The sequence below is a fragment of the uncultured Arthrobacter sp. genome (genome assembly GCF_902805515.1).
In the GTDB taxonomy this organism is placed as follows: Bacteria; Actinomycetota; Actinomycetes; order Actinomycetales; family Micrococcaceae; genus Arthrobacter_D.
In genome coordinates this window covers 1-21,238 of the sequence record NZ_CADCTE010000200.1, presented here as the reverse complement: position 1 = coordinate 21,238, position 21,238 = coordinate 1, and the positions used below count along the sequence as shown (strand labels likewise).

18 protein-coding genes are annotated in these 21,238 nt (G+C 68.0%); 12 read left to right on the top strand and 6 right to left on the bottom strand.

Annotated elements, in window-relative coordinates; translation table 11 throughout:
* Positions 1-398 precede the first annotated feature (398 nt).
* A complete protein-coding gene (locus QZX79_RS18220; RefSeq protein WP_294570756.1) occupies positions 399-1,634 on the top strand; it encodes a low temperature requirement protein A in 1,236 nt (411 codons plus the stop codon).
* Positions 1,635-1,868: 234 nt separating this feature from the next.
* The gene (holA, locus tag QZX79_RS18215) at positions 1,869-2,879 is read left to right on the top strand and encodes a DNA polymerase III subunit delta (RefSeq protein WP_294570754.1); all 1,011 of its coding nucleotides are present in this window, start codon (positions 1,869-1,871) and stop codon (positions 2,877-2,879) included.
* A gap of 193 nt (positions 2,880-3,072) precedes the next feature.
* On the opposite strand, the gene rpsT is transcribed toward holA, so the two are convergent.
* Both rpsT and QZX79_RS18205 read right to left on the bottom strand, forming a co-directional pair.
* Positions 3,073-3,333 carry a 30S ribosomal protein S20 gene (gene rpsT / locus QZX79_RS18210; protein ID WP_120165482.1) on the bottom strand — a complete coding sequence of 87 codons (261 nt, stop codon included), beginning with the start codon at positions 3,331-3,333 and terminating at the stop codon, positions 3,073-3,075.
* A gap of 185 nt (positions 3,334-3,518) precedes the next feature.
* Positions 3,519-4,007, bottom strand: a complete 489-nt coding sequence (locus QZX79_RS18205; protein ID WP_294570751.1) for a type II toxin-antitoxin system PemK/MazF family toxin — start codon at positions 4,005-4,007, stop codon at positions 3,519-3,521.
* 143 nt (positions 4,008-4,150) lie between these two features.
* On the opposite strand from QZX79_RS18205, the gene lepA reads away from it, so the two are divergent.
* Positions 4,151-6,004 carry a translation elongation factor 4 gene (lepA, locus tag QZX79_RS18200; protein WP_294570746.1) on the top strand — a complete coding sequence of 618 codons (1,854 nt, stop codon included), beginning with the start codon at positions 4,151-4,153 and terminating at the stop codon, positions 6,002-6,004.
* A 36-nt stretch (positions 6,005-6,040) separates the two neighbouring features.
* Positions 6,041-7,270 carry a radical SAM family heme chaperone HemW gene (hemW, locus tag QZX79_RS18195; protein ID WP_294570744.1) on the top strand — a complete coding sequence of 410 codons (1,230 nt, stop codon included), beginning with the start codon at positions 6,041-6,043 and terminating at the stop codon, positions 7,268-7,270.
* Positions 7,271-7,551: 281 nt separating this feature from the next.
* Here the strand turns inward: hemW and QZX79_RS18190 are convergent, their stop codons facing one another.
* Together QZX79_RS18190 and QZX79_RS18185 are read right to left on the bottom strand one after the other, a co-directional pair.
* Positions 7,552-7,971: a DUF4870 domain-containing protein gene (locus QZX79_RS18190; protein WP_294570741.1), complete on the bottom strand. Its 420-nt coding sequence runs from the start codon at positions 7,969-7,971 to the stop codon at positions 7,552-7,554.
* Positions 7,972-8,055: 84 nt separating this feature from the next.
* Positions 8,056-8,904: a DUF3097 family protein gene (locus QZX79_RS18185; RefSeq protein WP_294570739.1), complete on the bottom strand. Its 849-nt coding sequence runs from the start codon at positions 8,902-8,904 to the stop codon at positions 8,056-8,058.
* Positions 8,905-9,064: 160 nt separating this feature from the next.
* Between QZX79_RS18185 and hrcA the strand changes: the two genes are divergently transcribed.
* From hrcA to QZX79_RS18170, 3 genes are all read left to right on the top strand, one after another.
* A complete protein-coding gene (hrcA, locus tag QZX79_RS18180) occupies positions 9,065-10,078 on the top strand; it encodes a heat-inducible transcriptional repressor HrcA (RefSeq protein WP_120165605.1) in 1,014 nt (337 codons plus the stop codon).
* Between the two features lie 154 nt (positions 10,079-10,232).
* Positions 10,233-11,360, top strand: a complete 1,128-nt coding sequence (dnaJ, locus tag QZX79_RS18175) for a molecular chaperone DnaJ (RefSeq protein ID WP_294570735.1) — start codon at positions 10,233-10,235, stop codon at positions 11,358-11,360.
* Positions 11,361-11,362: 2 nt separating this feature from the next.
* The gene (locus QZX79_RS18170) at positions 11,363-12,112 is read left to right on the top strand and encodes a 16S rRNA (uracil(1498)-N(3))-methyltransferase (RefSeq protein ID WP_294570733.1); all 750 of its coding nucleotides are present in this window, start codon (positions 11,363-11,365) and stop codon (positions 12,110-12,112) included.
* Positions 12,113-12,133: 21 nt separating this feature from the next.
* Here QZX79_RS18170 and QZX79_RS18165 read toward each other — a convergent pair whose 3' ends face one another.
* Complete coding sequence (locus QZX79_RS18165) at positions 12,134-13,123, bottom strand: GerMN domain-containing protein (RefSeq protein ID WP_294570730.1); 990 nt, start codon at positions 13,121-13,123, stop codon at positions 12,134-12,136.
* Positions 13,124-13,557: 434 nt separating this feature from the next.
* Here QZX79_RS18165 and QZX79_RS18160 point away from each other — a divergent pair, with 434 nt between their 5' ends.
* From QZX79_RS18160 to QZX79_RS18140, 5 genes are all read left to right on the top strand, one after another.
* Entirely contained in the window at positions 13,558-14,619 is a 1,062-nt protein-coding gene (locus QZX79_RS18160; RefSeq protein ID WP_294570727.1) for a PhoH family protein, read from the top strand.
* Positions 14,616-15,089: an rRNA maturation RNase YbeY gene (ybeY, locus tag QZX79_RS18155; RefSeq protein WP_294570724.1), complete on the top strand. Its 474-nt coding sequence runs from the start codon at positions 14,616-14,618 to the stop codon at positions 15,087-15,089. The genes QZX79_RS18160 and ybeY overlap by 4 nt, the downstream gene beginning before the upstream one ends.
* Positions 15,086-16,402 carry a hemolysin family protein gene (locus QZX79_RS18150; protein ID WP_294570721.1) on the top strand — a complete coding sequence of 439 codons (1,317 nt, stop codon included), beginning with the start codon at positions 15,086-15,088 and terminating at the stop codon, positions 16,400-16,402. Before ybeY ends, QZX79_RS18150 begins: the two co-directional genes overlap by 4 nt.
* Entirely contained in the window at positions 16,389-17,318 is a 930-nt protein-coding gene (era, locus tag QZX79_RS18145; RefSeq protein WP_120165494.1) for a GTPase Era, read from the top strand. The genes QZX79_RS18150 and era overlap by 14 nt, the downstream gene beginning before the upstream one ends.
* A gap of 97 nt (positions 17,319-17,415) precedes the next feature.
* Positions 17,416-18,954 (top strand): LCP family protein, encoded by a 1,539-nt coding sequence (locus QZX79_RS18140; protein WP_294570719.1) that lies wholly within the window; start codon positions 17,416-17,418, stop codon positions 18,952-18,954.
* A gap of 43 nt (positions 18,955-18,997) precedes the next feature.
* Here QZX79_RS18140 and QZX79_RS18135 read toward each other — a convergent pair whose 3' ends face one another.
* Entirely contained in the window at positions 18,998-20,947 is a 1,950-nt protein-coding gene (locus QZX79_RS18135) for a M13 family metallopeptidase (protein WP_294570716.1), read from the bottom strand.
* Positions 20,948-21,238: the final 291 nt, after the last annotated feature.

Below are 21,238 nucleotides of genomic sequence, written 5' to 3'. Positions count from 1 at the left end.
TCGACACCACAGGCCTGGAGGTGAGGCCCCTGGCCGACTGAGCGATCGACCGGCAGTCACTCCGCCGAGGCGGCAGGCTTGTCGCGGCTTTTCCGGGCCACTTCTGGAGTAGTAGGTCCCGCGGGAGGGTCGAGTTGACTGGGCAGCCGTGCGCCACGCTCACTGAGAACGGCAGGGTAGCGACGGCAATCGCCCTTACTTCCGGGGAGGATGGCGTCTTTCAGCTCGTGTGGATGATGAGCCCGGATAAGCTGCATCTCGTCATGCTCCCCTAGTTTCCGCTCGCCGGTGGGCCTTGACCCGGGTCGAGCGGCGTCTGCAGGCTTTGCACTTCGCCTGCCGGACCCTACTGTGGAATGGCCCACTGCCCGTTCGGCCATACCACCGCTAGGATCTCAATGTCGTCGCCCACGTCCCGACCCTCCCTCATGCGTTCACGCTCGAACGCTGAGCCGCACCGGGTGTCATTCGTCGAGTTGTTCTTCGACCTCGTCTTCGTCTTCGCGATCACACAGATCTCCCACGGGCTCATCGAACACCCGGACGGCGGAACCTTCACCCGGACCCTCGTGCTGACGATGGCCATGTGGTGGGTGTGGGTGTACACGACCTGGTCGATGAACTGGTTGAATCCGGAGCGATCGCTGATCCGGGTGGTGCTCATCACCGCGATGCTGGTCGTCCTACTGATGTCCAGCGCCATACCGGAGGCATTCGACGAAGGTCAGGGGCTGATCTTCGCGCTGGGTTATGTAGGCCTCCAACTCGGTCGCGCAGTGTTGATGGTTGCCGCCGTACGTCACCATGATGCAGCGCTGAGTCTGAGCTACACCCGAACGTCGATCTGGTTCGCAATGTCGGCCGTGTTTTGGATCCTCGGGGGCCTTGCCCCATCCGAGGAACGCCTGTACTTCTGGGCCGCGGCAATCGCGATCGACCTGCTGGCACCCCTCTTCCGCTACTGGCTGCCGGTCTTGGGATCGACAGCGCCGTCCGTATGGACCATCTCCGGGGAGTACATGGCCGAACGCACGGGCCTGTTCATCATCGTGGTCCTAGGGGAAACGATCATCGTCACGGGCACGGCATTCGGCGAGCTCGAGGGCAATCCGACGCAGGTGAGCGCCTTCCTGTCGGCTTTCGCAAGTACTGTTCTGATGTGGCTGCTGTACTTCGCCCACGACGAGAGCCGAGGCCGGCGCTTTATCAACGCCTCCCAGAACTCGGCCATGGTCGCCCGATCGGCGTACACCTGGGCTCCCGTGGTCCTCGTCCTCGGTCTCGTGCTGACCGCAGTTGCAGATGAACTCGTCCTGCTTCACCCAAGCGACAACATCGGGACTGAGGATCAGTACATCCCGACGAACGTGCTGATTTTGACGGCATCATCCGTCTATCTGCTCGGCAACCTCCTGTTCAAACGAGCCATCGGCCGGCCGTGGCTGGTATCCCATATCGCCGGAATCCTCGCGCTCGCAGGCCTCTTCGCCGCCTCGAACGCACTTTCGCCGCTGGCCATGAACTGGACGAGCAACGCCGTGCTGCTGGCAGTCATCGTGTGGGACTACCGCACCCGGTCTCGCAACGACAGCACCAGTGAGGACAACCGGGAGAACTCCGCAACCATCGACTAGACGCCCGGCCGTTTCGGGTACGGCGGCGAGGACGTCGCCGCCGCCGATCTGCCTGGAGAATCTCCGTGCCCGTGCGGCCGGTGGGCGTGCTGTTCACGGTTCCTCTCGGCGCCAACGGCCTGGAGGTGGGATCTGGCCGACTGACGGCCGAAGGTCCGGCGCTGGGAGCTTTGCCGGAGGTCGGCGGCATGGCACAGTGGATCGGTACGCAGTTCAAGCAGGAATGAAGGTTTCGTGGCCACCAAGTCAAGCAGCAGCCGCCCCTCGGGGAAATCCCAAACGGTGTCCTGGCGGGAGGCGCGCCCGGCGCCCGTCGTCCTGCTCAGCGGACCGGAGGACTACCTGGCCTCAAAGGCCTCCGAACTGATCCGTACCCAGGTGCGGACCGCCCAGCCCGGTGCCGAACTTGTCACCCTCGATGCCGCCGCCTATGGCGCCGGCAGTCTCGGCCTGCAGTCCAGCCCGTCACTGTTCGGGGACTGGAAGATCATCGAGGTCGCAGGACTCGCCTCGATGAATGATGACTTCCTTCAGGATGCCCTCGCCTACCTCGCGGATCCGGCGCCGGACGTGGTGCTGGTGCTGCGGCACAGCGGCGGTAACCGCGGCAAGAAGCTCCTTGACGCCATTGCCGCGAGCGGCGGAGTCAGCGTTGACTGCCAGCCGCTGAAGAAGGACGCAGACAAGGCCGACTTCGTCTCGGCGGAGTTCCGGATCGCCCGGCGCAGGATCGACGGGGACGCCGTCCGCGCCCTGGTCGCCGCCGTCGGGTCGCAGCTCTCCGAACTCGCCGCGGCGTGCCAGCAGCTGATCGCCGACACCGTCGGGGACGTTACGTCGGAAGCCGTGGAGAAGTATTACGGGGGACGGGTCGAGGCGACGGGTTTCAAGGTCGCCGACGCCGCCCTCGCCGGTCGGACGGCGCAGGCCCTGTCGATGCTGCGCCATGCCCTGGCGACGGGGGCCGACCCCGTGCCGCTGGTGGCGGCCCTCGCCATGAAGGTCCGCGCCGTCGCGAAGGTCCACGGGGCGTCGGGCTCCTCGGCCCAGCTGGCGCGATCGCTGGGCATGGCCCCATGGCAGGTCGACCAGGCGCGCCGGGAAGCCCAGCGGTTCTCCTCCGAGTCCCTCGCACGGTGCGTGCGAGCCCTCGCCGACGCCGATGCGCAGGTCAAGGGCGGGTCGCGGGATCCGGTGTATGCGGTGGAACGCGCCGTCACCATCATCGCTCTCGGGGACCGCTGAGCGCCGGAGACGGCCAAGCACACTCCGTCCGGCAGGACCCCGGCTTCCTTGGCGGTTGCTGTGCCGGGCCCTTCCGGACCGGGGTCGTCAACGGGCAGGGCCCTTAGGGGGCCTGACACCCAGCGGGGAAGCCGTTAAAGACCTGTGGCCGGTCCCGAGGGACCGGCCACAGGTGTAAAAACCTTGGGAACGCTTAGAGCGCGTTGACCTTCTTGGAGATGGCCGACTTGCGGTTCGCTGCGTTGTTCTTGTGCAGCACACCCTTGCTGACAGCCTTGTCGAGCTTGCGGCTGGCAGTCTGCAGTGCGGCCGCGGCGGCGTCCTTGTCAGAGGAATCCAGGGCGGTGGTTACCGCGCGGATCGCCGTCTTGAGCTCGGACTTCACCGAGTTGTTGCGCTGCCTCGCCTTTTCGCTGGTGAGGATGCGCTTCTTCTGGGACTTGATATTTGCCACGTATGAGAACTTTCTTTGTATTGCGGACTGGTCGTGAGGGAATTTCGGTCCAACCATGAACTGAGCGGCGTGGGGATACCGTGTGGCGATTGGTCCAAAGTGCCCGTCGACCTGCGCGGACACACAGCTAGCTATCTTAGCAGAGTTCGACCGGTCCTGCGCTGGGCGGTGCCCGGCGCGCCCAGTCAGGTGCGCGGAATGCGCCCGACGACGGCGTCGAAAGCGGCCCGCGGCAGGACGGCGCCGTTGCGCCGGATCGCAGCCGGCTCGATGCGGAGGATCCGGTCGACCCGCACCTCACTCGGGCGGCGCTTCGGATCCCAGGGGCCCGTGCCGATGTCTACGTACCGCGCGTCGGCGGAGCGCCCGTTGTTGCGGTCGCGTGAGGTGAGCGCCAGGCCCAGCAGGTACCGCTTGTCCCGCCCGATCAGCAGGACCGGACGGTCCTTGCCTTGGCTCGGGTCATCCTCATAGGGCACCCAGGTCCAGACGATTTCGCCCGGGTCTGGTCGGCCGTCGGGCCGCGGCGAGTAGGTGAAGCGCCCGCGGGCAGGAATCCGCCCCGTGGCCGCGGAACCGGAGGCGCCCGCCGGCGTCGTGGGGGAGGACGCGCGCCGCAGCAGGCGCGCTGCCGCCCGGGACCATCGGAGCAGTGCGAAAGCATCGATTGCCATGGATCCACAGTAGCGGGGCACTGCCGGGGGCCCCGGGCGCCGCGTTCGGCCGGTAAGGACAGGGCGTGGGACACTAGTAGGGCAACGGATGCCCGACGACGATCGGTCCCTTGTCAACCGTCCCGCAAGAGTGAGGAACCCACGTGTCACCCATGGCCCGCACCGCTCCGGTGCCCGCCGCCACTGATCCGGCGATCATTCGGAACTTCTGCATCATCGCTCATATCGATCATGGGAAGTCCACGCTGGCGGACAGGATGCTCCAGCTCACCGGCGCGGTGGAGCAGCGTGACATGAAGGCCCAGTACCTGGACCGGATGGACATCGAACGTGAGCGCGGCATCACGATCAAGTCCCAGGCCGTCCGGCTCCCGTGGGAGGTCGACGGCACCGCGTACGCCCTGAACATGATCGACACGCCCGGGCACGTCGACTTCACCTACGAGGTCTCCCGGTCGCTCGCTGCGTGCGAGGGCGCCATCCTCCTCGTCGACGCCGCGCAGGGCATCGAGGCGCAGACACTCGCGAACCTGTACCTGGCGATCGAAAACAACCTCACGATCATTCCCGTGCTGAACAAGATCGACCTGCCGGCGGCCCAGCCGGAGAAGTACGCGGCGGAACTGGCGAGCCTCATCGGCGGGGAGCCCGAGGACGTGCTGATGGTGTCAGGGAAGACCGGCGTCGGCGTCGAGGCCCTGATGGACAAGATCGTGCGCGACCTCCCGGCGCCGACCGGTGATCCGAACGCACCGGCGCGTGCCATGATCTTCGATTCGGTGTACGACACCTACCGCGGCGTCGTGACGTACGTGCGGGTGGTCGACGGGAAGCTCAGCCCCCGCGAACGCATCCAGATGATGTCGACCCGGGCGAGCCACGAACTCCTCGAGATCGGCGTCAGTTCCCCGGAGCCCAAGCCGTCCAAGGGACTCGGCGTTGGCGAGGTCGGCTACCTGATCACCGGCGTGAAGGATGTCCGCCAGTCCAAGGTGGGTGACACGGTCACCAACCTCGCGAAGCCTGCGGCGGAGTCGCTGGGCGGCTACCAGGACCCGAAGCCGATGGTCTTCTCCGGTCTCTACCCCCTCGACGGCACTGACTATCCGGTGCTGCGTGACGCCCTCGCGAAGTTCACCCTCAACGACGCCGCCCTCGTCTACGAGCCCGAGACGTCAGCGGCGCTGGGCTTCGGATTCCGCGTCGGCTTCCTCGGCCTGCTGCACCTCGAGATCACGCGTGAGCGCCTCGAGCGTGAGTACAACCTCGATCTGATTTCCACGGCGCCGAACGTCGAGTATGAGGTCACCCTTGAGGACAAGCGGACCCTGAAGGTCACCAACCCCAGCGAGTACCCGGTGGGCAAGATCTCCGAGGTGCGGGAGCCCATGGTCTCGGCGACCATCCTGGCGCCATCGGAATTCATTGGCGCCATCATGGAGCTGTGCCAGCAGCGGCGCGGCATCCTCGGCGGAATGGACTACCTGTCGGAGGACCGCGTCGAGATCCGCTACCGGCTGCCCCTGGCCGAAATCGTCTTCGACTTCTTCGACCTGCTGAAGTCCAAGACGCGAGGCTACGGGTCCCTCGACTGGAAAGCCGACGGCGACCAGGTGTCGGACCTCGTCAAGGTCGACATCCTCCTGCAGGGCGAACAGGTCGACGCCTTCAGCGCCATCACCCACCGTGACAAGGCCTACGCCTACGGCGTCATGATGACGGGCAAGCTGCGCGAGCTCATCCCGCGCCAGCAGTTCGAGGTGCCCATCCAGGCAGCCATCGGATCGCGCATCATCGCGCGCGAGAGCATCCGGGCCATCCGCAAGGACGTCCTGGCCAAGTGCTACGGCGGCGACATCACCCGGAAGCGCAAGCTTCTCGAAAAGCAGAAGGAGGGCAAGAAGCGCATGAAGATGGTCGGGCGGGTCGAAGTACCCCAGGAGGCCTTCATCGCGGCTCTGTCCTCCGACGAGTCGAAGGACAAAGCCAAGAAGTGACGTTTGGAAACACCCCCTCCAACCGGAGGGGATCCGGTGCCTAGCGCACTGCCCCTCGGACTCCCGGCGCCGTCGGACGGAGTCCTGCCCGAGCAGGCGCGCGAGGGCGCGGCCGAGCGGAATTTTGGACTCTACGTCCACATTCCGTTCTGCGCCGTCCGGTGCGGCTACTGCGACTTCAACACCTACACCGCCACCGAACTGGGCGGAGGCGGCTCCCAGGACCAGTACGCCGGGACCGTCCACCAGGAGCTCACCCTCGCCGGGCAGGCGCTCGACGCCTCCGGCGTGCCCCGGCGGCCGCTCTCGACCGTGTTCTTCGGCGGCGGCACGCCGACCCTGCTTCCGGCGTCGGACCTCGCCGGCATCCTCTCCGAGGCCGTGGCCCAGTGGGGCCTGGTCGAGGGCGCGGAGGTCACCACCGAGGCGAACCCCGATTCGGTGACCGAAGAGTCGTTGCAGATCCTCGCCGCGGCCGGTTTCACGCGCGTGTCCTTCGGCATGCAGTCGGCGGTACCCCATGTCCTGAAGGTCCTCGACCGGACCCACTCGCCCGAGCGGGTCCCGCAGGCCGTCGAATGGGCGCGGCGTGCCGGCCTGAAGGTCAGCCTCGACCTGATCTACGGCACGCCGGGGGAGTCGCTCGAGGACTGGCGGCATTCGCTGACCACGGCCCTGTCCTACGGGCCGGACCACATCTCCGCCTACGCCCTCATCATCGAGGACGGAACAAAGCTCGCCGGGCGGATCCGCCGCGGCGAGGTGCCCCCGATCGACGACGACGACCACGCCGAAAAGTACGCCCTCGCCGATGAGCTGCTCACAGCCGGCGGCTTTCAGTGGTACGAGGTCAGCAACTGGGCCCGCACCCCAGCGGACGAATGCCGCCACAACCTGGCGTACTGGCGGGGCGACGACTGGTGGGGCGCCGGGCCGGGCGCCCACTCACACGTCGGCGGCGTCCGCTGGTGGAACGTGAAGCATCCCCGGGCCTACGCCGCGGCGCTCACGCCCGGCACGTCTCCCGCCGCGGGCCGCGAGGTGCTGAACGATCACGACCGGTACGTCGAGGACGTCCTGCTGCGGGTGCGGCTGCGCGAGGGGCTTGCGGTCGAGCGGCTTGAGCCGGCGGGACGGCACGCCATCGCGGGGCTCATCGCCGATGGCCTCATCGAAGGGGCGGATGCCATCCGCGGCCGGCTGCGCCTCACGGGCAACGGCCGGCTGATGGCCGACGCCGTCGTGCGCCGCCTCCTGCCGGACTAGGAGCGCAGGGAGCGTCCGACGCCTGCCTGTTCGCGCGGGGGCCATTTCTGTGGGCACCAGGGGCGGTGCCCGACGCGCCCGCCCACTGACCGGCGCTGATGAGTGGGCATGTCCGGATATGCCCCCTGACCGCTCCTGGTGGGTGGGCATCTGTAAAGGAAGGGCGCCATCGGGACGCTTCTGCCCACTGACCGGCGCTGATGAGTGGGCATGTCCGGATATGCCCCCTGACCGACCCAGGTGGGTGGGCATTTACGGCCTCAGCCGGGAAGTGGAACGGGTCAGCGCAGCGGGCGCAGGTTCAACGCGTACCGGTAGGGCCTGCCCCGGTTGACCTGGATGCCGGCGGCTACGGAGCACACCGCGATACCGACCCAGATCAGCGCGTTGACGACCGCGAACACGCCACCGAGCACGGGCAGCAGCGAGAGCATCCACGCCACGAAGGCCAGGATGGTGGGGGGAAGCGTGAAGTTCAGCGCCTCCTTTGATTCCTGGGCGGTGAAAGGGCCGCGGTCCTTGAAGATCAGGTAGATCACCAGGGACGGCACAAACCCGAGGATGCCGCCGAAATGTGCCAGCGTCGCGAACTGCCGGTCCTGGGAGGCCGTGAGGGGCAGGGCCGTGGCGGGAGCCCCTTCAAAAGCAGACCGGTTTCCGCCAGTTCCGGAGTTCTGGGGTTGATCGGCAGTGTTTGGCAACGAGTTTCTTCCTTTGCAGCGCGGCGGGTTGACCCCAGGACTTTCTCTAAGGGTACTTGCTGCCGCGCACCGGCGGCATCAGGATTAGGGAGCGCCGGCGGTGAGGAAGTCGATGACCTCCTCGACCCGGCCCAGCAGGGAGGGCTCGAGGTCGGCATAGGACTTCACGCTGCCCAGGATCCGCTTCCATCCGTGGGCGACGGCGGCCTGGTCCGAGGAGGGCCAGCCGAGTCCGGCGAGGATGCCCGTCTTCCAGTCCTGCCCGCGGGGGACCACCGGCCAGGCGGCGAGCCCCAGGGCACCGGGCTTGACCGCCTGCCACACATCGACATAGGGGTGCCCCACGATCAGGACGTTGCCCCGGGCACCGGGCAGGGCCATCGCCGCCTGGGCGATCCGCGACTCCTTCGTTCCGGGCAGGAGGTGGTCCACCAGGATCCCGAGCCGCCGCTGCGGACCGGGATCGAAGGCCTTGACCGCCCCGGCCAGGTCGTCGACCCCATGAAGGGGTTCGACGACGATCCCCTCGAGCCGCAGGTCCTCGCCCCACACCTTCTCCACCAGTTCGGCGTCGTGCTGGCCCTCGACCCAGATCCGGCTCGCCCGGGCGACGCGGGCCCGGGCGCCCTCGACCTTCACCGAACCGGAGGCGGTGCGCGTCGATGACTTCGACGGCGCGGCCGTAGGGGCGACGACCTTCACCGGGTCGCCGTCGACGAGGAAACCGTGCCCCAGCCGGAACGTCCGGCGCTTGTCGCGGCGGTCCTCGAGGACCATCACATGCAGTCCACCGGACTTCTCCACCCGCACGACCGCACCCACGAAGCCGCTCTGAACGTCTTCAAGGACGAGGCCGGGCTCGGCCGGAACCTCCGGCAGGACAGTGCGTTTGGGGGCGGAAATGTCCTGGGCCCCCCAGGCGAAGTCGGCCACCCTGATCTCGCTTCCGTGTGCGCCGACGCACAGTTGCTGCCGGTCTTTCCAATGCTAACAATCGTCCCGAACGTACTAGACTTAGCACTTAGGTGTGTCGAGTGCTAACCAAGGACGGAGCGCTCCGCCCAATTTCAACGCGACTGCGGAGGTGAACGAGATGAGCGAACCACGACGCCTGGAAGTGCTGCAGGCCATTGTTGAGGACTACGTGCATACCCGGGAACCGGTCGGGTCGAAGGCCCTGGTGGACCGGCACCGGCTCGGTGTCTCCTCGGCGACCATCCGGAACGACATGGCCGTGCTTGAGGAGGAGGGGCTGATCACCGCCCCCCACACGAGCTCAGGACGCATCCCCACGGACAAGGGCTACCGGACGTTCGTTGACCGCATCTCCGACGTGAAGCCCCTCTCGGCGGCCGAGAAGCGGGCCATCCAGACGCTCCTTGAGGGTGCCGGCGACCTCGACGACGTCATGGACCGCACCGTGCGGCTGCTGGCGCAGCTGACCAATCAGGTGGCCGTGGTGCAGTTCCCCCGGCTCGGCGGTGCGGCGGTGCGGCATATCGAGTTCGTGCTCCTGGCGCCCCGGCAGATCCTCGTGGTGCTGATCGCCACGAACGGCACGGTGCAGCAGCGGGTTGTCCCCGTCTCCTCGCCGATCGAGGAAGCCGAACTGGCCGAGCTCAAGCAGCGGATCCTGGCCCGGGTGTCCGGGGTGGCGCTTTCCTCCCTGCCCAAGGAGCTTGCCGCGGCGGCCGCCGTCCTGCCCCCGGCCCTTGGTGCCGCCGGAGCGGCGCTGATCTCCACCCTCGAGAGCCTCGCCGGAATGAGCCGTGAGGACCGGATTGTGATGGCGGGGACAGCGAACCTGGCCCGATCCACAGTAGACTTTCCCCTCAGTATCGGGCCGGTGCTCGAAGCCCTCGAAGAGCAGGTGATCATGCTTCGGCTGCTCTCGGAGATGGAACAGGACGCCCGCGGCATCTCGGTCCGGATCGGCAGCGAGAACCCCTACGGAGGTCTTTCGGAGGCGTCGGTGATCGCCACCGGCTACGGGCCGGACGCCACGGCGAAGCTCGGCGTCCTCGGTCCCACCCGGATGGATTATCCGGGAACGATGGCGGCGGTGCGTGCGGTCGCGAGGTACCTCTCGCGGGTCCTCGCCGAATAGCGCTAACCAACCCGGATAAGCAAAGCCAAGCAAAACAAGGCCGGATACCACGGCCGGATAACAAGGGCTGACTCACGACGTCGGCCGGACCCGCAAGCCGGGCCGGCAGGTCGGTCAGCCGAACAGCGTGTTCTACAGGAAGAGATGTGCAGGAGTGAGTAATCACTATGAGGCGCTCGGTGTGTCGCAGGGCGCGAGCAGCGAGGAAATCAAGAAGGCCTACCGGAAGCTCGCGCGCAAGCTCCACCCGGATGTGAACCCGGGCCCGGATGCTTCCGAGGAGTTCAAGCGCGTCAGCCACGCCTACGAGGTGCTCTCCGACCCGCAGAAGCGGCGGGTCTACGACACCACCGGCAATGAGAACGGAACCGACAGCGGTTTCGGCTCGGGCTACTCGGGCTCCGGATTCGCCTTCCAGGACATCTTCGAGACGTTCTTTGGAGGAGGGGGTCCCAGCGGCCCGCCCTCGCGCACCCGCCGGGGCCAGGACGCGCTGATCAACGTGCGGATCGACCTCAAGGACGCGGTCTTCGGCATCAACAAGAAGATCGAGGTCGACACTGCGGCCGTCTGCCCCACCTGCGACGGAACCTGCTGCCAGCCCGGCACCTCACCGCAGACCTGCGACATCTGCGGCGGCTCCGGCCAGGTCCAGCGGGCCGTGCGGTCCATCCTCGGCCAGGTCATGACCAGCGCCGCCTGCGGCACCTGCCAGGGTTTCGGCACCGTCATCCCCAACCCGTGCCACGAGTGCAAGGGTGAGGGCCGCATCCGTGCCCGCCGCAGCCTGACCATCAAGATTCCGGCCGGCGTCTCGACCGGCACCCGGATCCAGCTCAGCGGCCAGGGCGAGGCCGGCACCGCCGGCGGCCCGCAGGGCGATCTCTACATCGAGATCCGGGTCAACACCGACAGCACCTTCCTGCGCGACGGCGATGACCTCCATGTCACCATGAGCGTCCCGATGACGGCGGCCGCCCTGGGCACCACGGTGACCCTCGACACCTTCGACGGCGAGCAGGAGCTCGCCATCAAGCCGGGCACCCAGTCAGGGGAGGTCGTCACCCTCCGGCACCTCGGAGTGACCCACCTGCGCGGGCAGGGACGCGGTGACCTCCAGGTCCACCTCAATGTGGAGACCCCACGCAACGTGGACGGCGCCCAGGAGGAACTCCTGCGCCGCCTTGCCGAGCTGCGGGGCGAGGAGTCGACCGACGGTCAGCTGGCCAGCAGCGGCTCCGGGGTGTTTGCCCGCCTGCGGGAGCGGCTGGGGAACCTCTAGCAGTGACCTATCCGCTGTTCTTCGGCGAGCCCGCCGCCGTGCGCTCCGCCCGCGTGGGATCGGTGTTCGTCCTCGGCGGTGACGAGGGGCGCCACGCCACGACGGTGCGCCGCCTCGCCCCGGGTGAGTGGGTCGACGTGGCCGACGGCGCCGGTTTCCGGCTCCGGGGCACGGTGACCGACGGGGGTGCGGGCACGCTCGCGGTCCGCGTCGAGTCCGCCGAACAGGAGGAGGCTCCACGGGAAAAGCTGGTGCTGATCCAGGCGCTCGCAAAAGGCGACCGTGACGAGCAGGCCATCGAGGCGGCCACCGAGCTCGGCGTCGATGCGGTCGTGCCATGGCAGGCCGAACGGAGCATCGTGAGGTGGCGGGCGGAGAAAGCCGTCAAGGGGCAGCGGAAATGGGAGGCGGTCGTCGCCGGTGCGGCGAAGCAGTCCCGGCGGGCGTGGATTCCCGAGGTTCACCCGCTGCTCGACTCCGGGAGGCTCCCGGCCTGGTCCGCACGCTTCGACCGGGTGTTCGTGCTCTCGGAAACCGCAGGAGAGGGTCTGGCCCGGCTCGCGGCCGGCCCCTCCCAGGGCGGCACGACGGCGGTCGTCGTCGGGCCCGAGGGCGGGATCAGTGAGCGCGAACTGCTGGCGCTGCAGGAGGCCGGAGCGGCCGCCGCCCGGCTGGGTCCGCATGTCCTGCGTTCATCCTCGGCCGGTCCCGCCGCCCTGGTGCTCCTGAACCACCTGCTGGGCCGCTGGTAGGGGCAGGAGCACCCCGGTCGTTCACTTGATCTCGATGGTCTTGGTGTCGGCGAATTCCTCGGCGTCGCCCGCGCCCAGGCGGAACACCGCGATCTCGTAGCGGCCCGGCGGCAGCGCCACCGTGAACTCGTACTCCCCGGTGGTGCCCGGGGAGCCGTCCAGCTCGACCTTGCCCTCCTTCACCGTCGCCCCCGGCACGCGCCGGCCCGGTGTGGGCATGACGCCGGCCTTGAGCCGGTCCAGCGAGGTGATCCGCCAGTTCAGCGCGGACGAATCCGAGCGGCCGGAGCCCGACACGACGACGGTCGAAGGATCGCGGATGTCGCCGTCCTGCGGATTGATGATCCATACCGGCGCAACCAGGGACGGATCGCGGCGCAGTTCGCCGTCGAGGGCCGTCCCTGCCGGACCGCTGGAGCCCGCCTTGCCGTCGACGAGCAGCACCACGCTGCTCGTCTCACCGGCGCCGATCAGGCCCGCATTGGCGGCCGCCGCCGTGGCGGTGAAGACAAGCTGCTGGATGGCCAGGTGGGCCCGTGAGCTGTGAAGTCCCGGCCGGAACGCGTCCGCGGACAGGTCGACGGTGATGACGTTCCGCGCGGAGATCGATGTCGTCACCATGGAGGCTGGCTCCCACAGGCTGTGGAAGTCGGGGTCGAAGGGGCGGCCGGCGGTCATCAGGCGCACCGCGTCGGCGATGGGGTCCCCGACGCTCTCCGGCGCCGGCTCACCGGTGAACTCGCGGTAGAGCAGGGCCGATCCGCCGCTGTCTCCCACCCAGTACACCGGCAGGATGCCGTCGGAACCGATCTGCTCGCCCGAGGCGCTGCCCGCCTCGGCAAGCGGCCCGGCGGGCAGGACGTTCGATGACCCGGACTGCGGGGGAGCCGGCGGATCGGGCGTGCAGGCCGGCAGGAGCAGCACGCTGGTGCACAGCAGCACGCCGGCTGCGGGAACGAGGAGGCCGCGGAGGCCGAGGCGGCTCCGCCGAAGGGGATCCCGTTTATTCATGCTGGGGCCTCCTTCACCGATCGGTATGCTGTACGCCGTTCCGGTGAAGCCGTCGTGCGGCACGGACTGCGGGTTCCTGCGCCGGTTCCTACAGGGACGGCGTATACGTCAAGCGTTGCACAGCGCAGGGCCGTCGAAGCCTCTGAGTCGGTCCATTGCGCGGACTGAAACGGTATCGATACCGAGATGTTGTGGAGTTGGTATGTTCGCTCGAGGCAGCGCCCCCGGTGCCCCGCCGGCCCATAAAAAAGTCCCCGCCGCCACACCATGACGTAAGATTAGGGGGCGGGCGAGCGTGCTCCGCCGGAGCCGGGACACCGGAATCGGCAGGAAGCGGACCCCGCGGCAGGGGCGGAATCCATAACAGCGCGGGGCACCAGCAGCCGTGGCGGACGACAGCGACAAGGGGCGATTGAAGGCCGTACGGCCGTACTATGAGCGAATCTTCAACCGGTATAAACGCAGCGGGGCTCGATACGAGGGTTGTGCACTTCGACTCCGGGGAACAGATGGTTCAGGCCCTGGGCACCAACGACGAAGCGCTCAAGCTGATTGAGGCGACCTTCCCCGGGATCAACCTCCAGGCCCGCGGCAACGAACTGTCGATCACCGGACCCGCAGCCGACGTCCTGCGCACCGAGCGGCTGATGTTTGAGATCCGCACCATGGCCCTCAACAACACGGTGGTCAACCCACAGGTCCTCGAACAGCTCATCACGATGCTTCGGACCCAGAGCGTGGGCCGGCCCTCGGATGTGCTCTCGATGAACATCCTCACCTCCCGCGGACGGACGATCCGGCCGAAGACCCTGAACCAGAAGAGCTACGTCGACGCCATCGACCGCAACACCATCGTGTTCGGCATCGGTCCGGCAGGCACCGGCAAGACCTACCTCGCCATGGCGAAGGCCGTCCAGGCCCTGCAGCAGAAGGAAGTCAACCGGATCATCCTGACGCGCCCGGCCGTCGAGGCGGGGGAGCGGCTCGGCTTCCTCCCGGGAACGCTCAACGACAAGATCGACCCCTACCTGCGCCCGCTCTACGACGCGCTCCACGACATGATCGACCCCGATTCCATCCCGCGGCTCATGGCCGCCGGAACCATCGAGGTGGCACCCCTGGCCTACATGCGCGGCCGGACCCTCAACGACGCGTTCATCATCCTCGACGAGGCGCAGAACACCACGCCCGAGCAGATGAAGATGTTCCTCACCCGCCTGGGCTTCGGCTCCAAGATGGTCGTCACGGGCGACGTCACCCAGGTCGACCTTCCCGGCGGCACCAAGTCGGGCCTGCGCATCGTCAACGACATCCTCCGCGGGGTCGACGACGTGTACTTCAGCGAACTCGACGCCTCCGACGTCGTCCGGCACCGCCTCGTCGGCGACATCGTCAGCGCCTACAGCCGCTGGGACGAAGCGCAGACGGCCGAGCGGGACGCGGCCGCCGACGGCGCGGCACCCGCGGTGCGCCGTGCTCGGGCGGGGGCCAAATGAGCATCGAGGTCAACAACGAGTCCGGTGTCGCGGTCGACGAGGAATCGCTGGTCCGGCTGGGGAACTTCCTGATCGACAGCCTGTTCGTCCACCCCGACGCAGACCTGTCGATCATCCTTGTGGACACCGAGGCAATGGAGCGCCTGCACATCGAGTGGATGGACGAACCCGGCCCCACCGACGTGCTCTCCTTTCCGATGGATGAGCTGCGCCCAGGCACGCCGGGCCGGATCACCCCGGCAGGGGTGCTCGGCGACGTCGTGCTGTGCCCGGAGGTCGCCAAGACGCAGGCCGCCGCCGCGGGCCACTCGACCCAGGAGGAGCTGCTGCTCCTGACCACCCACGGCATGCTCCATCTGCTGGGGTATGACCACGCCGAACCCGAGGAGGAGAAGGAGATGTTCGGACTGCAGCGCCAGCTCCTCAGCGACTTCCTCGGCCGGCAGGCTCCCCGGGAGACCCGGGCTTGATCATCTGGATCCTTGCCGTCATGGCGCTGGTCTTCGTGTGCGTGGCGGCGCTCGTGACCGCTGCCGAGGCGGCCTTCACCTACCTGCCGCGGCACGAGGGAGAGACCCTTGTCCAGGAATCGCGCAGTTCGGCACTGCGGGGAATCCTGGCCTCGCCCGCTGCGCACATGCACGCGCTGCGTTTCTGGCGGGTCTGGTTCGAAATGGCCGGAGCGGTGGCCGTGGCCATCCTCTTCCACGATGTGCTGGACAACGTGTGGCTTGCCGGACTGCTCGCCACCGCAGTGATGGCCGCCGTCGGATTCGTCCTCGTCGGCGTCTCGCCGCGCCAGTTCGGGCGCGCCCACGCCACGGCGGTCGTGCAGTTCACCGCCGGTTTCGTCGCCTTCCTCTGCGGCATCCTCGGCCCGGTGCCGCGCTGGTTCGTGGCCATCGGCAGCCTCGTCACGCCCGGCGCCCCCCGCGACGAGGCCGCGTTCTTCACCGAAGAGGAATTCCGCGAGATGCTCACGCGGGCCTCCGACGCCGAGATGATCGAGGACAGCGAGGCCGAACTGATCCACTCGGTGTTCGAACTCGGGGACACCAAGGTCCGCTCGGTGATGGTCCCGCGTACCGACATGGTCTCCCTGGAGAGCGGGTCCAGCCTCGACGAGGCCCTGTCCCTGTTCCTTCGCTCCGGATACTCCCGGGTGCCCGTGATCGGGGAGGGCTCCGATGACATCCGCGGCATCCTCTACCTCAAGGACGTCGTTGCCGAGCTGCACGGCCGGGCCCCGGAGCGGCAGAGCCGCACTGTTGACGGCATCTGCCGGGAGGCGCGCTATGTTCCCGAGTCCAAGCCGGTCGGGGACTTCCTGCAGGAACTCCAGCGGGAGTCGACCCACGTAGCCATCGTCATCGACGAATACGGCGGAACCGCCGGGCTGGTGACCCTTGAGGACCTGATCGAGGAAATCGTCGGAGAGATCGTCGACGAGTACGACTCGGAGGTGCCCGAACAGGAACAGCTGCCCGACGGCGGCTACCGCGTCAGCGCCCGCATGGGCATCGACGACCTGGGCGAGCTCTTCGGCGTCGAACTCGAGGACGAGGAGGTCGACACGGTCGGTGGACTTCTCGCCAAGACGCTGGGGAAGGTGCCGATTGTCGGCAGTGAGGTCACAATTGAAGGTATCGGCCTGCGGGCCGAGCGGCTTGAAGGCCGGCGGAACAGGGTTTCACACATCATCGCCTTCGCGCGGGACAACGACCGCGGCGGGGATTTGCAGATCGACGAACAGGAAACGGCGGAAGAATATGAGCGGCGATAAGCACCGGGCGGGATTCGTGTCCCTGGTGGGGCGGCCGAACGCCGGAAAATCAACGCTGACCAATGCGCTGGTGGGGCAGAAGGTTGCGATCACCTCGGCCAAGCCGCAGACCACCCGCCACACCATCCGCGGCATTGTCACCCGGGAGGATTCGCAGATCGTCCTCGTCGACACCCCGGGCCTGCACCGTCCTCGGACCCTGCTGGGCCAGCGGCTCAACGACCTGGTGGCCGACACCCTCGCCGAGGTCGACGCCGTCGGTTTCTGCATTCCCGCCAATGAGAAGATCGGACCGGGCGACCGGTTCATCGCCCAGCAGCTCGCCCGGCTCAACCGCAAGCCCCTCATCGCCGTCGTCACCAAGACGGACCTCGTCGACCGGGCGGCGCTGACCGAGCAGCTTCTGGCGGTGGCGGCCCTGGGCACCGAGGTCGTAGGCCCCGAGGGCTGGGCCGACGTCGTTCCGGTGTCGGCCGCCGACGGGTACCAGGTCGACACCGTGGCCGATGTCTTCAGCAAGCACATGCCCGAGTCGCCGGTGCTGTATCCGGGCGGGGAGCTGACCGACGAGCCGGAGGCCGTGATGATCGCCGAGCTGGTCCGGGAGGCCGCGCTCGAGGGGGTGCGGGACGAACTGCCCCACTCGCTGGCCGTCGTCGTCGAGGAGATGATCCCCCGGGAGGGCCGCAGCGAGGACAACCCGCTGCTGGACATCCACGTCAACCTCTATGTCGAGCGCCCCTCCCAGAAGGCCATCATCATCGGCAAGGGCGGCGCCCGGCTCCGGGAGGTCGGCACGAACGCCCGGCGCGGCATCGAGGCGCTGCTGGGCACGAGGGTCTACCTCGACCTCCACGTGAAGATCGCCAAGGACTGGCAGCGGGATCCGAAGCAGCTGGTCCGGCTCGGATTCTGACCGGGCACGTCCCGGCCTGAACTCTCGTTGGTCCTGTAGGACCTCTGGCGGCGCACGGCGCCGCCCGTACTATTCTGAGCCCAAGGAGGCTGTATCCGTGAGTGAGCAAAGCGGTTTATCGGCGCCGGTTCCTGCCGGTCCGCCGCCCGGCCGGCACCTGCGCCGGTCCAAGGGCCGGCGGGCGCTGCAGGCGGCGGCCTTTGCACTTTCCGCGATGCTCCTCGCGGCGGCGGCCTTCGCTGCGGTCCAGGTCTTCCGTCTGCAGTCCAACGTGGAGACGCAGCCGCTGAACCTCGGGGCCGACCAGGACGATAAACTTCCGGTCGACCTCAGCACCGACCCGGTGCAGATCCTCATTCTCGGCAGCGACACGCGCACCGGCAACAGCGGCGAGTTCATCGGAGGAGAGGACCTCTCCTCCGGCAGCGGCAACTCGGACGTAATGCTGCTGGTGAATCTCTCGGCCGACCGTTCAAGCGTCTCGGTGGTCAGCCTCCCGCGGGACGTCCTGGTTCCCCTGCCCAGCTGCGAGGACCCCGAGACCGGCGAACCGTCCCCGGCCATGGATCTGGGCCAGCTGAACACTGCCCTGAACTCCGGTGGACCCGGCTGCACCGTCGCCGCCGTCAATGAGCTGACCGGGCTCACCGTCGACCACTTCATGAACGCCGACTTCAATGCGGTGAAGGAGCTGTCCAAGGCCGTCGGCGGCGTCGAGGTCTGCGTCACCGAGCCCGTTGAGGACGAATTCTCCGGGCTGAGCCTGCCCGCCGGCACCAGCGAGGTGGAGGGCGACCAGGCCCTGGCGTTCCTGCGGACCCGTCACGGATTCGGCGACGGCGGGGACGAGGGCCGCATCCGCGCCCAGCAGTCGTTCATGGCCTCCCTGGCCCGGAAGGTCCAGGAAGAGGGAACCCTGACCAACCTGCCCCGCCTCTACTCGATCGCCGAGACCCTCACGAAGAACCTCACGGTCGACGAGGGCCTGTCGCAGGTCACCGAGATCCTCAAACTGGCCGACCGTGTGAAGAACGTGGACCTGTCCGACATCGCCTTCGTGACGCTTCCGACGATCCCGTGGGACCAGGATCCGAACCGCCTGGTCCTTGATCCCGGGCCCGCCGAGGAGCTGTTCGCGGCCCTGCGCGAGGACCGCAGCCTCACCGGCCCGGAACCCACGGCCTCAGCCTCGCCGGAAGCCGGAACCGCCCCTGCCTCCCCGCCGGCCTCACCGGCCGCCCCCGCGGCCCCGGCGTCGCCGGAGGTTCCGGCGATCGATCCGGCGTCGGTGCCCCTCCTGGTCGTCAACGGCACCGACAATCCCGACCGGGCCGCGGAACTGCAGCAGATCCTCCGCGGCGAGGGCTACACGCTGGCCAACACGCTGCAGTCGACCGAAATCCCGTCCACCCAGGTGCTCTACGGGCCGGGGTACGAAGCGGCGGCGGCAGAACTCGGCGCCCGGTTCGGCATCGCCGACGTCCAGCTCGTGCCCAGCGCCGCGGTCACCGGCATCGAACTGTCGGTCGGCGCCGACTTCGCCTCAGGGGCGAAGGTCGCCGCGGCCGGCCTCGACAACGGCCTGAAGGGCCAGACGGCGGAGCAGGCCACCTGCCAGGCGGCCTCCGGACTCTAGGACGGCGCGCGGCACCGGCCGTCGGGGCCGGTGCCGTTCACGGTCACCAGATGCGCACCCGCTCCTCCGGCTCGAGCCACAGTCCGTCCCCGGGCCGGACCGAGAACGCGTCGTGGAACTCATCGAGGTTGCGCACCACCTGGTTGCAGCGGAACTCGTTGGGGGAGTGCGGGTCGACGGTGATACGGCGGGCCGCCTCCTCAGGGCGGATCTTCTGGCGCCAGCACCGCGCCCATGAGGCGAAGAACCGCTGGGTCCCGGTTCGCCCGTCGATCACCGGAGCTTCCTGCCCGCCGAGGCTCAGCCGGTAGGCGGTGTAGCTGATGCCCAGGCCGCCAAGGTCGCCGATGTTCTCGCCGAGTGTCAGCTCCCCGTTGACGGTGAGGTCCGGCGCCTCGGTGGGGGACAGCGCCGCGTACTGGTCCACGAGCCGCGAGGTGAGGGCGTCGAATGCGGTCCGGTCGGCGTCGGACCACCAGTTCTCAAGGGCTCCCCGGCCGTCGAACTGGGAGCCCTTGTCGTCAAAGCCGTGGCCGATCTCGTGGCCGATCACCGCCCCGATCGCTCCATAGTTGTCGGCCGGGTCGGCATCGAGGTCGAAGAACGGCGGCTGCAGGATGGCCGCGGGGAACACGATCTCGTTCATTGTGGGCATGTAGTAGGCGTTGACCGTCTGCGGGGTCATCAGCCAGGCTCCACGGTCGATCGGACCGCCCAGCCGGTTCAGCTGGCGTACGTGTTCAAACTCGTAGGCCCGGCACACGTTGCCGTAAAGGTCCCCGGCCTCGATCACAAGCGGACCGTAGTCGATCCATTCGTCGGGGTAGCCGATCTTGGTGGTAAATCGAGAAAGCTTTTCCTGGGCCCGGGCGCGGGTCTCGTCGGTCATCCACTCCAGCGAGTCGATGCTGAGCTCGTAGGCCTTGATCAGGTTCGCGACGAGCTCGAGCATCTTCTCCTTGGCATCGCCGGGGAAATGGCGCTGAACGTACTCCTGGCCGACCGCTTCACCCAGTGCCCCCTCGACCAGGGATACTGCGCGCTTCCACCGGTCCTTCAGCTGCGGGGTGCCTCCAAGGTGCGTTCCGTAGAAGGCAAAGACGGCATGAACGAAGCGCTCGTCGAGGTAGTCCGACGCGTGCAGCAGCACCCGCGTCGCCAGCCAGTGCTTCCACGTGGACAGCGGGACCTCGGCAAGGGCGGCCTCGACCGCTGCCAGGTAGGCGGGCTGGGACACCACCAGTTCCGCGGCCAGGGCCGGATCGCCGGTCACCGTGTCAAGCCACGGCCCGGTGAAGGGAGCCAGCTCAGCGGCCTCGGCCAGGGTGGAGAGGTTGTAGGTCTTCTGCGGGTCGCGCCGGTCCACGGTGCTCATCGACGCGGCCGCGAGGCGGGTCTCAAGGGTGAAGACGGCGGCCGCAGCGGCACCCGGCTCCGCGGTGCCGGCCAGGCCGAGCAGCGTCTCCAGGAGCTCCGTGTACTTCGTCCGCGATTCGGCGAAGCGCTCCTCGCGGTAATACGACTCATCCGGCATGCCCAGCGCCGACTGGTAGAGGTGCAGCAGGTAGCGTTCGGGGTTTCCGGCGTCGTTGCTTACGTAGGGCGCGGTCAGGCCCTGCACGCCCGTGCGCGTCAGCTCGGCCGAGAGGCGCACGAAGCCGCCGACGTCGGTCACGGCTTCGATCAAGGCAAGCCGCTCCTGCACCGGAGTGATGCCCAGGGCCTCGACCCGGTCGGTGTCCATGAAGTCCGCGTAGAGCGTGCCGATCTTCGCCAGCGAACCGTCAGCGTCGGAGGCGGAGGCCGCGGACTCGACAATCCCGCGGACCGCCAGCTCGGCGGCGTCGGCCAGCTGGGTGAACACCGCCTCCCGGGCCCGGTCTGCCGGTATCTCCGTGTTCCTCAGCCACTCGCTGTTGACGTACCGGAACAGGTCGTCCTGTGCGCGGACGGGGTCCTTTGCGGCGTGTTCTTCGCTGCCGGCGGGCTTCATCGCTACTCCCTCTTCTGGATGGCAGGCGGTGCGGCGCCTCCGGGCGGCGGGCCTGCCGTACGGCGGCGGAGCCGTTCCCCGGAGGCGCCGGACGCCCCTTAAAGCCATCCTATGCGCGTGCTATCGTGAGATTGTGCGCGCAAAGACGACTCTTCTTATGTGCCGCGGCGAGGCCTCCTAGGACTTCCGAGCTACAGGCCAACCCTCGCTGCGGTGTCTGTGTTGCCCGGCCGCCAGCCTCTAAACGGTTCAAGAGAAAAAGGCCCATCGTCATGCAAAACGCACAGCTGA

Bases quoted from the DNA above. Each gene is read 5' to 3' on its own strand.
- QZX79_RS18220 (WP_294570756.1), top strand. From the start codon at position 399: ATGTCGTCGCCCACGTCCCGACCCTCCCTCATGCGTTCACGCTCGAAC.
- QZX79_RS18205 (WP_294570751.1), bottom strand. From the start codon at position 4,007: ATGGCAATCGATGCTTTCGCACTGCTCCGATGGTCCCGGGCGGCAGCG.
- hrcA (WP_120165605.1), top strand. From the start codon at position 9,065: ATGAGCGAACCACGACGCCTGGAAGTGCTGCAGGCCATTGTTGAGGAC.
- QZX79_RS18165 (WP_294570730.1), bottom strand. From the start codon at position 13,123: ATGAATAAACGGGATCCCCTTCGGCGGAGCCGCCTCGGCCTCCGCGGC.
- QZX79_RS18160 (WP_294570727.1), top strand. From the start codon at position 13,558: ATGAGCGAATCTTCAACCGGTATAAACGCAGCGGGGCTCGATACGAGG.
- ybeY (WP_294570724.1), top strand. From the start codon at position 14,616: ATGAGCATCGAGGTCAACAACGAGTCCGGTGTCGCGGTCGACGAGGAA.
- era (WP_120165494.1), top strand. From the start codon at position 16,389: ATGAGCGGCGATAAGCACCGGGCGGGATTCGTGTCCCTGGTGGGGCGG.
- QZX79_RS18135 (WP_294570716.1), bottom strand. From the start codon at position 20,947: ATGAAGCCCGCCGGCAGCGAAGAACACGCCGCAAAGGACCCCGTCCGC.